Genomic DNA, 13,547 nt, shown 5'->3' with positions numbered 1-13,547 from the left:
ACGCAGCGCACAGGCCGCGACGCACGCCTCCCCCGACAGAACACGCCCCCGCGGTACGGGCTCGGCACCCCGTGCCGGCGGTTCCGGATACCACCGGCTCCCGAGGTGACCGGCTCCGGATACCACCCGCTCCGGATCCACCGGCTCCGGAGGTGACCGGCTCCGGATACCACCCGCTCCGGATCCACCGGCTCCGGAGGTGACCGGCTCCGGAGGTGACCGGCTCCCCGTGCGGACGTCACCGCATCCGGGTGGCCCACTCCTGGACCTTGGCGATCCGCTGCCGGAGCTGTCCCGCCGTCGCCTCCGCGCTCGGCGGGCCGCCGCAGACGCGGCGCAGCTCGGTGTGGATCACACCGTGCGGCTTGCCGCTCTGGTGGACGTACGCGCCGACCATGGTGTTGAGCTGCTTGCGCAGTTCCAGCATCTCCTTGTGGGAGACCACGGGGCGGCGCTCGGCGGGAAGTTCGAGGAGGTCCGCCTCCTCGTCCGGCTTCCTGCGGCTGTGCGCGATCTGCCGGGCCTGCCGCTTCTGGAGCAGCAGCTGCACCTGGTCGGGTTCGAGGAGCCCGGGGATGCCGAGGTAGTCCTGCTCCTCCGCGCTTCCCGGGTGGGCCTGCATGCCGAACTCGGCACCGTCGTAGAGGACCCGGTCGAAGACGGCCTCGGACTCCAGCGCCTCGAAGGAGAACTGCTCCTGCTCGCCGGTGTCCTCGTCCTGCTCCTTGTTCGCCTCGTCCATCTCCTGCTCGGACTCGGCGTACGGGTCCTCCTCGCCCTCCTTCTTGGGCTTGTCGAGGGCGTGGTCGCGCTCGACCTCCATCTCGTTGGCGAAGGTGAGGAGGTCGGGGACGGTCGGCAGGAACACGGACGCGGTCTCGCCGCGCCTTCGGGACCGTACGAAACGGCCGACGGCCTGGGCGAAGAAGAGCGGGGTCGAGATGGTGGTGGCGTACACGCCGACGGCCAGGCGCGGCACGTCGACGCCCTCGGACACCATGCGGACGGCGACCATCCACCGGTCCTCGCTCGCGGCGAAGTCGTCGATGCGCTTCGAGGCCCCGGTGTCGTCGGACAGCACGAGGGTGGCCTTGGTGCCGGTGATCTCGCGGATCAGCTTGGCGTAGGCGCGGGCCGATTCCTGGTCGGAGGCGATGACGAGCGCCCCGGCGTCGGGGATGCCCTTGCGCACCTCGGTGAGCCGCTGGTCGGCGGCGCGCAGCACGCTCGGCATCCACTCGCCGCGCGGGTCCAGCGCGGTGCGCCAGGCCTGGCTGATGGCGTCCTTGGTCATCGGCTCGCCGAGCCGGGCGGCGATCTCGTCGCCCGCCTTGGTGCGCCAGCGCATGTTGCCGCTGTAGGAGAGGAAGATGACAGGCCGCACGACGTGGTCGGCCAGCGCGTTCCCGTACCCGTACGTGTAGTCGGCGGAGGACCGCCGGATGCCGTCCCTCCCCTCCTCGTAGGTGACGAACGGGATGGGGTTGGTGTCGGACCGGAAAGGCGTACCCGTGAGCGCGAGCCGGCGGGTGGCGGGCTCGAACGCCTCCAGGCAGGCCTCGCCCCACGACTTGCTGTCACCGGCGTGGTGGATCTCGTCGAGGATGACGAGGGTCTTGCGCTGCTCGGAGCGGTTGCGGTGGAGCATCGGCCGGACGCCGACACCGGCGTACGTGACGGCGACGCCGTGGTACTCCTTGCTGAGCGGCCCGGCGCTGTATTCGGGATCGAGCTTGATCCCTACCCGCGCGGCCGCCTCGGCCCACTGCTTCTTCAGGTGCTCGGTCGGCGCGACGACGGTCACCTGCTGCACGACGTGGTGGTGCAGCAGCCAGGACGCGAGGGTCAGCGCGAACGTCGTCTTTCCGGCGCCGGGGGTGGCTACGGCGAGGAAGTCGCGCGGCTGCTCCTGGAGGTACCTCTCCATCGCCCCCTGCTGCCAGGCGCGCAGCTTGTTGGCGGTGCCCCAGGGGGCTCGGCCGGGGAAGGCGGGCGAGAGGTGATGCGTGTGCGTGGAGGCGCTGGCGGCGGTGGTAGTCACGGTCTCCGGTCTGGGTGTCGATTGGGAGCGTCCGGGTCCGCGCGCGGCGCGTCAGATGTGGCGTGACGGGAGGCGGGCGGGCGGCTCGGCTACGTATGACAACCGGGCCACCCTACCGGCGCCCGGCTCACGACGACGTGCGGACAAGGCCGGGGCACGGGTGGATGGGACTGACGTCACAGGCCGCGCGGTGGCCCCCGGACCCACCACGGCTCACCCTTCGCCCCCGCCACCCCACCGGTGACCAGCCCGTACGCGGCGGTCCCGGTCACAGCCCCGGGAAACAGGCTGCCGGGCGCTCGAAACCCGGAACGGCACGGTCGGCACGCTCTCCGTCTTCACCCGTGCTCACCGTTCTTCACCCGTGCTCACCGTTCCCGAAGCCGGGTCGTCACCCACGCTCCCACCAGCGCCACCCCCGCCATCGGCAGGAAGACCACGGTGAAGGCGGCCGGGTGGGAACTGGGTGTGGCGGATGTCACGGCGGTGGCCGTGCGGGCCACCGCGCCGCCTCCAAGGGCCGCGAAGGCGGCTCCGCCGACGGCGAGCAGCAGCACGTTGGAGAGGGCGTCGGAGATCTGCAGGGCGGCCGAGTTGGAGCCGGCCTCCTCGGGCGCCGAGAGGTGGAGCAGCAGCACGCTGGTCGAGGCGATCACCAGGCCCATCCCGAAGCAGCCGAACGCCCAGGCGACGGCGACGGTCCACACCGGCACGGCGGAGATCAGCACGCTCGGCGCCGCGGCGACGGCCGCGGCCACGAGCAGCATGCCGAGGAACATGAGGCGGTCCCGGTACGGCTCCACGCGCGGCCGCGCCTGCACCCAGGACCCCAGCGCCCAGGTCCCGCCGCCGGCCGCGAGCGAGAGCCCGGCGAGCGTCGGCGACAGTCCCCGCTGGGTGACCAGCATCAGTGGCACGAAGGACTCCGCGGCGATGAAGGCGCCGGCGGAGACCCCGCGCAGCAGCACCACGGACGGCAGCCCGCGCGCCGCCCGGCAGGTGCCGCGGGGCAGCAGTCCGCGCACGGCCGGGACGAGCAGCGCGGCACCGGCCGCGGCGGGCACGAGGGAGAGCGGGCGCAGATCCTGGGCGGCGTACTGGAGCAGTCCGGCGCCCAGCGCGATCCCGAACGCCAGCCGGATGCGCCGCCGGTCCAGCGGCGCACGGTCGTCCCCCGCCGCCTGTCCGGACGCCCGCCGCCGTATCTGCGGCAGCGCGAGCGCGAGCGGAACACCGACCAGCGCCGGAATGCCTATGAACACCCAGCGCCAGCCGAGGTGCTCGGTGACCGCGCCGGCGGCGAGGGGTCCGACCACGGACGGCACCACCCAGGCCGCCGCGAACGCCGCCATGATCGCGGGCCGCAGCCGCTCCGGGTAGGCCCGGCCGACGACGACGTACAGCGCGACGATGACGAGTCCGCCGCCGAGGCCCTGGACGGCCCGCCCGAGGATGAACATCCACATGCCGCCGGCCGTCCCGGACAGCAGCAGCCCCGTGGCGAACGCGCCGATGCCCGAGGCCAGCGAGGCCAGCGGCCCGTCGCGGTCGGACCACTGCCCGGCGAGCACCATCCCGAACAGGCTCGTCGTGAAGTACCCGGAGAACGCGCAGGCAGCTTTCCCCACCACAGCACCACTGCCCTCCCCCGTACCCTCGGTGGGGGGAAAGGGTGCAAGGAACGGACGAGCATGGGCAACAAGCTGCGGCTACTGGGAGCACTCAGAGAGTCGAAGCTGAGGGAGCACTCAGACTCCTTCGAGGGCCAGGAGAACGACGTACGGAAGCTGGCCGACTACAAGGAAGCGGACCTCGTCCACATCACCCGTGACCGTGACGTGTCCGGCCGGGAAGTACGCCTCTTCCAGCGCCCCGAGTTCGGGGAGTGGCTCAAGACCCCGGACCTGTACGACGGCATCGCGGCACAGAAGATGGACCGCATCACTCGCAGGCCGGTAGACCTGTACCTCTTCCTGGAGTGGCTCAAGGAACATGACAAGTTCCTCATCACCAATCTGGACTCAATCGACACCCGCACCGCATCCGGCAAGCGGTACGCAGAGTTGATGGGCATGGTCGGCTCCTGGGAGTGGGAAGCAATCCAGGAGCGGAACGAGCAAAGCCACGAAAGGTCTAGGGCCGCCGGTAGGTGGCACGGCGGTCACGCTGTCCCGTTCGGCTACAGGGTCGAGGGGACCAAGGGGAACTATCGTCTCGCCGTCGACGAACTGGATTCCTGGATCGTCCGCTGGATGGTGAAACTCCTTCTCGAAGACGGGCTGGCCTTCGTGGGCATTGCCCGGAAGCTCGAAGAGTGCGGCATTCCGACACCCAAGGGAGCGAGCACATGGGGAAACGTAGCCGTACAGCGAATGCTCACCTCCCCGAACATTGTGGGTCGCGCAGTCCACAAGGGAGAAGAGATCCTGGACGAGTTCGGCCTGCCTCTCGAAAGGGCCGAGCCTCTTATCTCTCTGAGCGAGTGGCAGAGGATTAAGAAGGTGGCCGAGGAGAGGAAGGCCCCTGAGCGTAGACCTCGGTCGAATGCCACTCCCTATCTTCGGGTCGTGGTGTGCGGCCTCTGCAACAAGAACATGTACCGGCAGGTCTCCGTCCGGGGCACCACACCGTTCTACCTCTGCCGGAATCCGCACTGCGACAACAAGTCGATCAGTGAGCCGGTTGTTTCCTGGTACCTCACCAAGGAAATCATGTCGTGGCTCGAAGGCGAGCCGAGGTACAAGAAGGTGCACCACTACGGGGTGAACCACTCGGCCGAGATCGAAGAGCTGAGGGCCCGCATTTCCCGTCTGCGGCGACAGGACGAAGAGGGAGACTGGGACGACGACCGAGAGGGGTACCGGGCGCGGATGGACGCCCTGAGGACCCGCCTCGACCGCTTGTCGGCCACGCCGGTACAGGAAGACTGGACAGAGCTTGTGCCGACCGGCGAAACCGTGGATCAGGTCTGGGCTTCATGGGACACCTGGCAGCGTGGCGAAGAGATGAGGGACAACGGCGTACAGGTGGTGGTCGGCGCCGAACCCATTCCGGCGAGCGAGGAAGAAGAACAGAATCTCAGGCGAATGAACGTTCAGGCCGGAAGGCTGAGCCTGAGACTCACCAAGGGGAATGACGCTTCCCTGTACTCGGCTCTGATCGAAGACAAGAGCTAACAAGACTCCAGCACCACGAAGGGCCCCGGCTTTCGAGTCGGGGCCTTTCTCATGTCCACACGAAAAATAAGGAATCCAGCATTTGGACAGATTCAGCAAAAAGCGCCTCTTGCCCAGCAATACCAAGGGCGCGTGATTGTAGTCACACACCCCGAATGGCCTCTCTTTTCCGGCTTCCAAATCCACGGGAACCCGTACAGGATCTCAGACCATATGACGTCCCGATCCGGAAACGCGCATAGGCGGACCCCTCCCCCTCCCCCCTGGGGCCCATATACGCATGCGTTGCGAGAAATCCACGAACAGACTTGTGCACTCGATCGATGAAAGATGAGAGCAACTGCTAACGCTTCTCTGAGTCTCGATCTCAGCTCTCGTGACCGTGATCATTCGGCTGCAAGATCACAGCGACTCACGCGCCTTCGAGTTGCCGAGAGAAGACCTGAGAGAAGCCGCCTGCCGTAGACCGGTGGCGGAGCGGCCTAGAAGCCAGGAAAGGACACAGGAAGCCCCAGGAGGGGCCAGCGGAACCAAGGACGGCCGGAGGCGCCTGGGACCGGGGAGGGTCCCTGAGTGGACGGCAGGAGGCACCAGGGGTCTTACCGGCCAGCCACTACCCGACACACCAAAGGGGCCGACCCCTTAGAGCCGACCCCAGGGGTCTTATCAATCACCCATCCAGCTACTCGATTCCGGTCGAAGAGAGGGACCCCCCCCCCCCCTCCCTATTCGAGGAATCCCAGTTCCCTAGCTTTGGCCAAGTGATTCTCGATGACGGCTGACTCATCTGGAAGGAAGTAAGACATCCTCTCGACTGGATCTGCTGCACTTGTCTTACTCATTGCCACATAAGCAGCGGCTAGCGCCTTGAGGTAGTCGTCATTCACTGGACCATCTCCATCACTCCGATAATCCCTCACTGTCCGCAGTGAATCGAGGGCCGCATTCATGGCAGACATAGCCTCCGGGGGATTCGGGTGGATGAGCTTCACCTCTCGAAGCACTGAGTTCGAGATGCCGTACTCGGCGGCCCCCGGCTTGTCGGTCGTGATGTGCAGCTCCGAGGGGAACGGACCTGTCTCTGTCCAGACGGCCCGCACGGTCCAGGGGCCGATGTGCTGTGTCGTCTCTGTGCTCTCCATGCCGACGACCGTACTCCCTGGCTTGGGGCCTCAACTCATGGGCAGCTATTGCTACTTGCTCTTAAGTAGCCGTGCGGCACCCTTTACCTAGTGAGAGACCTTGCAGAAGGAGTGACCAGGGTCACTCGCTCTTAAGTCACTGGGGCACACCCTTTACTTAGGTGAGGGACCCGGCAGGCAGAGTGTCCGACGCCACTCCCGCTTGTGTTGCTGTGTGACGCCCTTTACCTAGGTGAGAGAGGAGCTACACAACCCGAGTGACCAGGGTCACTCGGCCTTAAGGCGCCCTGGAGCACCTTCATACCTAGATGAGGGACCGCACAAGGGACCTTGCAGAGAGAGTGGCCGGTGCCACTCAGGCTTAAGTCACTCGAACAACCCTTGATCTAGATGAGGGCAGTTCGCACCCTTACCTCTGACTCATGAGTCGGCATCAAACGATGCTGGCTCTTTTTTAATGCCCAGACATGAGAGGTGCAGCCTCTCCAGAAAGGACTACCGATGATCAATACGCACAGACTCAAGAGCGCTCGACTGGATATGGGACTCACTCAAGCTCAGCTAGCCAAGAAGCTCGACGTAACCCGAGAAACCATCTACCGATGGGAGACCGGAAAGGAGGTGCCAACCCTCAGCAACCTGAGCCGCTGGGCGAAGGCGCTCGACATCATCCTTTCTGATCTGTTCGCCTGACCTACCCACCAAAAGGAGCCAACACATGAACACTCACGACTGCGCAGTCCCTCTCGGCTGCACGCCCTTCGATCCTTGCTCGACCTTCTTCGAACCTGCGACTCCCCAGGAAGACCGACGTCTTCCCGACCTACGGCCCGAGGAGGTCAATAAGACGTCCGAGATTGGCCCTGGAACGCCGATACCGAGCGGCCGAGCCGTAAAGGCTACGTACGACGTCAAGGAGCTGGTCTCTCGCATGTTGATTGATGAGTTCGGTCCAGGCGGCTGGATTGCAGAGAACTTCGGGGATCACTTCAACCGGGAACACCTTCTCTGGACTCTCGTTCTCATCCGAAGCGTGAACGGTCGTACTGGATGCACCTACCGAGGAGACAAAGACATTGCCCAATCTCTCGGATACACAGGGAACAACCACCCTGGGACTGAAACCCGAAAGCTACTGAAGAAGATGGGGTTCTTCATCGAGACCGGCCGGAAGAGTGGCCGGGTAAAGGAGCTACGCCTGTCGGTCCCGAGTGCACTCCTGGACTCTGAGACCTACCAAGGAACCTTTGATGACTCACTGGTGTGAGTTCAGGTCTCCATGTTCCCCCTGGAGGGGGAACTAAGTAGGAAGTAGTAAGAGTAAAGCTCAGAGCCTAAAGCTCTGAGCATATAGATGAAGGTAGCTCGACTGAGGGTCGAGCAGCCATGGCCACCAAATGGCGGCCTAGTAGATATCTCTATCTCAGATGCAAGGGAACCCTGAGGGTTCCCGATAGATGTCCTATCGGCCAGCGGGTAGAGCTGGCCTCTATATAGATCTGATCCTCAGACGGATCATCATTGAAGTATGCAGCTGACTAAGTGTCAGCCTTATCAAACAGGAGCCAACCCATGACGAACGTAAAGATCACTGACACTGATGTAGACCAGTGGCTTGCCGAGAACGATCCCGAGTATGCCCAGGAGAAGCGCGCCCGCTGTGATACCTGGCTCCGGTTCACAGTCGGTGCCGACGGAGCCGCTGACTGGCTCCGTGCCCAGGATGACGAGGAACTGGCCCTGATCGACATCTTGCAATCGGGAGTCCCCGAGAACAGTGGCTACGCCCTTCCTAGTGGCACCGCCGAGGTAGACGAGACCTGCCATTGGTCCGAGTGTCAGGAAGCGCTGTACGGCCCCCAGGAGCGCCGAGGACGGGGCAAGCCTAGGAAGTACTGCCAGGAGCATCAGAAGCCAGCCGAGGCCCGCAGGAAGCGGCTCCAGTATCGAGGCATCAAGGTTGGTCAGCATCGCAATCTGAGCTACCGGCCTAAGGGTGAAAGCAAGCCAAAGGCTGTATGGATTGGCGATCCCCCAGAGGGCGGTAAGAGCGTCGATCAGTACGAGCAGAGTCGACAGATATGGAAGTCCAGGAACCTTCCCCGTCGCGCTTATTAGCCACAGCTCGGGAGGGAAGTTCATGCCCTCTCATATTCGCTCTAGAAACCTGACGGGGGGTCAGGGCCGGCGCCGAGCCGGATAAAACTCGCATCGGTAAAGAGATCGGCTCTGAGGGCCGGTTCTCGTGTTTATTCAGAGAAGGTGAAGGGACTAGTCGCTAACCTCTCTCACGGCTTCGGCTGGTCCCTTCTTCTCCTAGGAGGATTTGGGCTCCGTTCGCGTTGTTCAGTTGCATGCATCCGAGAGATGGCCTCGACAGGTTTGGTGGCTCCTGCCTGTCGGGGCTTTCTCTTTTCTAGATCTCATTCAGGCCCGAAATTTGAAAGGAGGTGACGTCGATGAAGGAATGCACACGATGTGAGGTGAACAAGAACCTCTCTGAGTTCAACAAGGGAAGTGCTTTCCGCGATGGCTACCAGCGTTGGTGCCGTCAGTGCTTTCGTGAGTACAACCGACTCTGGGAAAGCCACCATAAGCGGACTCGCACGAAGCGATAGGAGCAAGAGCCATGACTGAACACGAGAACGGACGTAGCGATGACGACTAACCCAACCCCTCGCTTGCTTGAGTCACGAAGTCGAGCGGTTTTCTATAGGAGCCCGGAGCTATCTAGCTCAGAGGATCGGATACCGGTCCGACTCACATACTCAGCACGAGTGCTTCACCATGTAATCCCAGCAGTCCCCGTCGGAGGGAACGGCACTGCTGTTGGTCTCAGCCTTGTTGCCTCCCCAGACGGCTCAGTGCGCATCTACAGCGGTCCGGTAGGGGAATACCTCGGACTCATTGAGCGAGGGCCTAGGGGATGGCTCCAGCGATTCCAGCTTGAAAGGGCAGCCCGCCGGAGGTTCAAGAATGAGCGGCACGCACTACTGAAAGACGAACGAGTAGCGGCATTGGCCGCTGAGATCAAGGAGAACTGACAATGACCACGTACATGCCTGAGCGTTTTGATGACATCCCCGACCTCACCTATAACGCGCAGCCGGTAAACATGGCGCACGTCGCTTACGAGCGAACGCGTATTGATGAGCTGGAGAAGGAACTCAGCCAGAAAAACGACCCGACTTACCGGGCCGCTTTCGAGGCTCCAGCCCTGCCCCCTAGGTACACCGAACACGAGACTGACGACACTGCGGTAAAGGCTCTCGGTAAGGACCTGGTCAACCGACTGGCTTACGTCGAGCGGAATCGCTCTGAATATGAAGTCCAGACAGTTGACTTTCTGGCTATGGTTTCTCGACGTAAGCAAGACGAGGCTGATTACCAGTCCCGACTTTTCCAGTCAGTGGAAAACGGCGATGACATCCCGGACCCGGTAGACCACCAGGATTTGACTCCGCTACACCGGCAGTTGAATAAGCTAGAGGGCGCTATTGCAGTGGGGGCTAAGGTGGCCCACGAAAGCCGGGCCAAACTGGATGCCGCTTATCAGGATCTCTACGCTTCGGACTCTTACCGGAAGTGGGCTGACAAGGAGATCAGTAAGCGCACCCAGGATGCCGTCAAGGCTCTTGAACTTCTCCGCATTGCTCTGGATTCTCGTGCGTCTGTTATCGGCAAGCTTCCGGACGCATTCGCTGACTCGGATGGTGTGGCTTTCGTCCGGCCGGTGAACCTAGGCCGAGGCGGAATGGACCCCTACGCCGAGGACAAGAAGGAAGTGTCCCTGAGTGAGGCACTGAGCAAGATTGAGTCCGTCACCATTCCGGGTGACGGTATTCGGAAGTGGTCTAAGGCCCAGCTTTCGGATGACGAACTGGAGAGTTACGCCGACCGCTCCGCTAAGTCCAAGGCTGCTCGGGAGGACACTCGTACATCTGAGCAGAAGCGACAGGATGCCGACAATGAGCGTCACTCTCGCTACCTCGGTAACGGAGGAATGCCCAAGTGAGTAGCGTCATGGATGAGGCACGAGATTGGGCCCGTCGCTTTCGGGCCCTGGAGCGTGGGGAGACACTCCCGACATCGGAGAGGGAGCCGGTATTCGAGAACGACGGTTTGGGGCGGGGAGGAATGGACCCGACCGGCGGTGACAGCGTCCTTGACCTCTCGATCGAGAGTGACTACAGCGCCCCGGTTAAGTTCCTTGATTGGTAGCGGTCACAGGAAGGCCCTCGGCATTTCGACCGAGGGCCCCCTGCTGGGCAGAGGCGGCCTCTGTGGTTTCAAGTGCCGCCCCCATTTCCGAGGACGTGCCATTGTCGTTCGCCGTCGCACTACTCCTCGGAGACTCAGGATCAAGCATCGTCACGGGCATGAACGGTGCGATAGCGCCGAACATCTCCGCCTCCCCCTACCTCGGGCACTTCTCGTAGTGCCGGTACGAGCCTTGAGCCGGGGACGCAGACTGACGCTCGATAGTCACCCGCCACACGCGGTCGAGGCTCTTGAACTCTCGCCCGCAACCGATGCACGTTTCACCTCTAGGTGCGTAAGTGACGTACTCGCCATTCCCGGCATCCGTCAACGTCGAAGTGATATCACTCGCCATGGTCACTGCCTCCCTGCTCCTAGGACTCAATGGTCCCTCGAAGAGGAGCTATCCAGGCTCACTATTCGTGTTGTCGGGTAAAGCTGTCTGACCACTCGGACAGAAGTGCCCGGCAGTCGTTCCCGAACACTGCGGAGGTCTCGTACCTGTCGAAGTATTCGCGGTATGCAGTCACGTCTCTGTGATCCCGAAGGATCAAAGCCCCAGTACCTGTCTCGACGGTGGCAAGCCGTCGGTCATAGATCGTGAAGGTATTCAGTGGCATCTCTGGAATGTGACCGGCCAGAGGGATTACACCTAGCCGCACGCTAGGAATCCGAGAGACAGACGCTAGCCAATCGAGCTGCATAGCCATGCCGACTGGAGGCAAGAAAGGCCACCGCACGGCCTGCTCAGTGAGGATGAACGTGAACGACTTGGACGAGTCGTGCAGGATGCTTTGGCGTTCGAGCTTCTTTGCCACCGTCTTCGACTGATCTCCAGGCACATCCGCGAGACTTGCACGCACATATTCAGGGGTGGCCAGTAGGCCAGTGATGGCCGAAAGCAGGAAGTATCGAAACTCAGTCGAGGCCGCTTCGAGCCTCGCTAGCTCGTTCTGTTTCTTGTCCAATCCTCGACGGCGGGAGGACCAGTGATCCTGCCACTCGGTATTCGCAGTGCGAGCCAGGGACAGAAGCTCTTCGGCTTCCGGCCCCTCGGCTCCGAGTGCATCCAATATCAGCTCAACGTCAACCAAGGCGGGAGTAAGTCTCCCGCTCTCAATGTTACTGACTTTGGTTTGTGACAGGTTGCAGCGGCGAGCCAGCGCCGTTTGGGTGACACCGGCCCGCTTCCGCAGCGTGCGCATTGCTTCGGCTAGGTCTGACCTGGACTGACCCAGCCTTTCAGGTTCGAACGTCAAGGCCCTTCACGTACTCCTCGAAGGGAACCGACTCGGCTACAGCGATCCGCTGAAACTCGATGAACGGAGTCACGTCACCCTCGAATACCTCGCGGCTGATCTGCCGTCCGTCCGGGTGATAGTTCATCAGGACCACTTCGGCGTGATCGAATATCCAGAAATCCTGGACCCCTTCGAGCGGGTTTTCCCGGTCGGTTACGTCGAGAATGCGAATCTGTTCACCGGCCAGCGCGTGAGCGTTGTAGTAGCGGTGAAACTCGAACCTGAGGTAGTCGGACAGAGGCCGAGTCACAACGTGTACGCGGCCCTGTGAGCGGCCCTCGGCCGTCTGTCGGCGCAACCGGTCGGTGTACTCGTTCGAGACCGTCTGAGGGTCGATCCGGGCTCCTGCCTTGAACGCCGCGAACTCCTCGGCCTCCGAGGGCATGAGGTACTGCGGCAGGGTCTCCAGTCGCCAGGCTTCCCGCGTGAAGCCCTCGAACCGTGCTGCCCACTCCTCACCAGCCAAGAGCACGAACGGCCTCCCTCAGGACGGCTTCCGGGATCTCCACGAGCCCCTCGCCGGTCGGTGGGGTGAAGGCGTCGGACACGTCGCCCTGGACGACGAACGAGCCTGAGGCGGTGCGGTAGACGTTGGGGCAGTCATCCTGACCACACTCCCCGGTGCCGTTGCCGGTCAGTCGGGTCAGTTACTCGCGTGCCATCTGAACTCCCCTTCGACTGGCCCCTGTTGGGGCGTCTGCATCGACCGTACGAGGGGGTCCTGAGCTGCGTCTATGCGACCGGCCGGGTATTCGCGTCATCGGGTAAAGCTGCGGCCCCGCTCTCGCTGGCCGGACCCGCTAGAGTCTGTAGTGAAAGATGCTGCCTTCGAGAACGCGAACGCGTACAGGCCGACCCCGCCGAGTTCCCGCGCGGCGACGGGCATCGCCGTCCCCACGGCCGTCGCCTCGAACGCGATCACCACCACCACGGACACGATGCCGATGCTGAGCGCCCGGTAGGTCCGGCTCAGCACCCCGCCCCGTTCCTCGGACGGAACCGTGGCCACATCGCGCGCTTCCACTATTGTCATGGCCGCCAGCGTAAGGTGCGCACCCCGTCGTGACTCCTGTCCGAAGACGGTGATCAACCCGTCCTTCGGCCCTAGGACCACTCCCGGAACCCCTGCACGCCTCCGCCCGAAGGCCGCGCACGACCCGTCCCGGTCCGGCGCACGACCCGTCCCGGTCCGGCCGCCCCTCGGTTCATGAACGGCGTGTGGCAGTCGCGTTGCGGCGTTCCCGGAACCCTTGAGCCCACTCCCGCGCCCCGCCTACGGTCGACCCATCAGGTTCGGAACGAGTGAGCCGTGCCGCACCTGAGACCGGCCGTGTGCCCGAGTGGTTCAGGGACTCGCCTGCAAAGCGAGTTACGTGGGTTCGATTCCCGCCACGGCCTCTGGAGCCCGAACAGGCGAAGAAGGGGGCGGCACCTCTGGAGAGGTGCCGCCCCTTTGCCTTGCCCGGCTCTTCGTCCGTCTCGGATTCGTCATTCGTCTCGGAGGTCGACGACGAGCACCGGGATCTGACTAGCCTGCGGAGCAGAGACCATCGGTCGGGCAGAACATCACCCACGTGGTGTTGCGTACGGGTCCCACGCCGACTGGTGGCAGTTGATCCCGGCGGGC

Annotated in this window: 11 protein-coding genes, 1 tRNA gene and 1 pseudogene; 5 read left to right on the top strand and 8 right to left on the bottom strand. The window is 63.3% G+C overall.

All coding sequences use genetic code 11. From position 1 onward, the window contains the following. Positions 1–238 precede the first annotated feature (238 nt). Both ACFYW8_RS05880 and ACFYW8_RS05875 read right to left on the bottom strand, forming a co-directional pair. Positions 239–2,041, bottom strand: a complete 1,803-nt coding sequence (locus tag ACFYW8_RS05880; protein ID WP_365870208.1) for a DEAD/DEAH box helicase — start codon at positions 2,039–2,041, stop codon at positions 239–241. A 368-nt stretch (positions 2,042–2,409) separates the two neighbouring features. Continuing rightward, positions 2,410–3,669 (bottom strand): MFS transporter, encoded by a 1,260-nt coding sequence (locus tag ACFYW8_RS05875; protein WP_389068370.1) that lies wholly within the window; start codon positions 3,667–3,669, stop codon positions 2,410–2,412. A 63-nt stretch (positions 3,670–3,732) separates the two neighbouring features. Between ACFYW8_RS05875 and ACFYW8_RS05870 the strand changes: the two genes are divergently transcribed. After that, the gene (locus tag ACFYW8_RS05870; RefSeq protein ID WP_389068367.1) at positions 3,733–5,217 is read left to right on the top strand and encodes a recombinase family protein; all 1,485 of its coding nucleotides are present in this window, start codon (positions 3,733–3,735) and stop codon (positions 5,215–5,217) included. 725 nt (positions 5,218–5,942) lie between these two features. Here the strand turns inward: ACFYW8_RS05870 and ACFYW8_RS05865 are convergent. Beyond that, positions 5,943–6,359, bottom strand: coding sequence for a hypothetical protein (locus ACFYW8_RS05865; protein WP_389068364.1), 417 nt, complete (start codon positions 6,357–6,359; stop codon positions 5,943–5,945). Between the two features lie 501 nt (positions 6,360–6,860). On the opposite strand from ACFYW8_RS05865, the gene ACFYW8_RS05860 reads away from it, so the two are divergent. Both ACFYW8_RS05860 and ACFYW8_RS05855 read left to right on the top strand, forming a co-directional pair. After that, a complete protein-coding gene (locus ACFYW8_RS05860; RefSeq protein ID WP_389068361.1) occupies positions 6,861–7,052 on the top strand; it encodes a helix-turn-helix transcriptional regulator in 192 nt (63 codons plus the stop codon). Between the two features lie 25 nt (positions 7,053–7,077). Further along, positions 7,078–7,626, top strand: coding sequence for a hypothetical protein (locus ACFYW8_RS05855; RefSeq protein WP_389068359.1), 549 nt, complete (start codon positions 7,078–7,080; stop codon positions 7,624–7,626). A gap of 287 nt (positions 7,627–7,913) precedes the next feature. On the opposite strand, the gene ACFYW8_RS05850 is transcribed toward ACFYW8_RS05855, so the two are convergent. Beyond that, on the bottom strand, positions 7,914–8,501 hold the full coding sequence (locus tag ACFYW8_RS05850; RefSeq protein WP_389068357.1) for a hypothetical protein: 588 nt from the start codon (positions 8,499–8,501) through the stop codon (positions 7,914–7,916). A 904-nt stretch (positions 8,502–9,405) separates the two neighbouring features. On the opposite strand from ACFYW8_RS05850, the gene ACFYW8_RS05845 reads away from it, so the two are divergent. Further along, positions 9,406–10,374, top strand: a complete 969-nt coding sequence (locus tag ACFYW8_RS05845; RefSeq protein ID WP_389068355.1) for a hypothetical protein — start codon at positions 9,406–9,408, stop codon at positions 10,372–10,374. 661 nt (positions 10,375–11,035) lie between these two features. Here ACFYW8_RS05845 and ACFYW8_RS05840 read toward each other — a convergent pair. The 4 genes and pseudogenes from ACFYW8_RS05840 to ACFYW8_RS05825 form a co-directional block, all read right to left on the bottom strand. Continuing rightward, a complete protein-coding gene (locus ACFYW8_RS05840; protein ID WP_389068353.1) occupies positions 11,036–11,878 on the bottom strand; it encodes a helix-turn-helix domain-containing protein in 843 nt (280 codons plus the stop codon). Beyond that, a complete protein-coding gene (locus ACFYW8_RS05835; protein WP_389068351.1) occupies positions 11,862–12,392 on the bottom strand; it encodes a DUF6879 family protein in 531 nt (176 codons plus the stop codon). Before ACFYW8_RS05835 ends, ACFYW8_RS05840 begins: the two co-directional genes overlap by 17 nt. Beyond that, positions 12,376–12,567: a hypothetical protein gene (locus ACFYW8_RS05830; protein ID WP_389068807.1), complete on the bottom strand. Its 192-nt coding sequence runs from the start codon at positions 12,565–12,567 to the stop codon at positions 12,376–12,378. The genes ACFYW8_RS05835 and ACFYW8_RS05830 overlap by 17 nt, the downstream gene beginning before the upstream one ends. 149 nt (positions 12,568–12,716) lie before the next feature. Continuing rightward, a pseudogene (locus ACFYW8_RS05825) lies at positions 12,717–13,010 on the bottom strand (hypothetical protein); the annotation flags it as partial. A 236-nt stretch (positions 13,011–13,246) separates the two neighbouring features. On the opposite strand from ACFYW8_RS05825, the gene ACFYW8_RS05820 reads away from it, so the two are divergent. Continuing rightward, positions 13,247–13,318, top strand: a tRNA-Cys gene (locus tag ACFYW8_RS05820). Positions 13,319–13,547: the final 229 nt, after the last annotated feature.

Source organism: Streptomyces sp. NPDC002742, assembly GCF_042888885.1.
Taxonomy (GTDB): domain Bacteria; phylum Actinomycetota; class Actinomycetes; order Streptomycetales; family Streptomycetaceae; genus Streptomyces.
Note: the sequence above shows the minus strand (reverse complement) of the source record. Positions and strands in the feature narration are given on the sequence as shown.

Coding starts and splice junctions, on each gene's coding strand:
- ACFYW8_RS05860 (WP_389068361.1), top strand. CDS start 6,861: ATGATCAATACGCACAGACTCAAGAGCGCTCGACTGGATATGGGACTC.
- ACFYW8_RS05845 (WP_389068355.1), top strand. CDS start 9,406: ATGACCACGTACATGCCTGAGCGTTTTGATGACATCCCCGACCTCACC.
- ACFYW8_RS05850 (WP_389068357.1), bottom strand. CDS start 8,501: ATGAACTTCCCTCCCGAGCTGTGGCTAATAAGCGCGACGGGGAAGGTT.
- ACFYW8_RS05865 (WP_389068364.1), bottom strand. CDS start 6,359: ATGGAGAGCACAGAGACGACACAGCACATCGGCCCCTGGACCGTGCGG.
- ACFYW8_RS05870 (WP_389068367.1), top strand. CDS start 3,733: ATGGGCAACAAGCTGCGGCTACTGGGAGCACTCAGAGAGTCGAAGCTG.
- ACFYW8_RS05855 (WP_389068359.1), top strand. CDS start 7,078: ATGAACACTCACGACTGCGCAGTCCCTCTCGGCTGCACGCCCTTCGAT.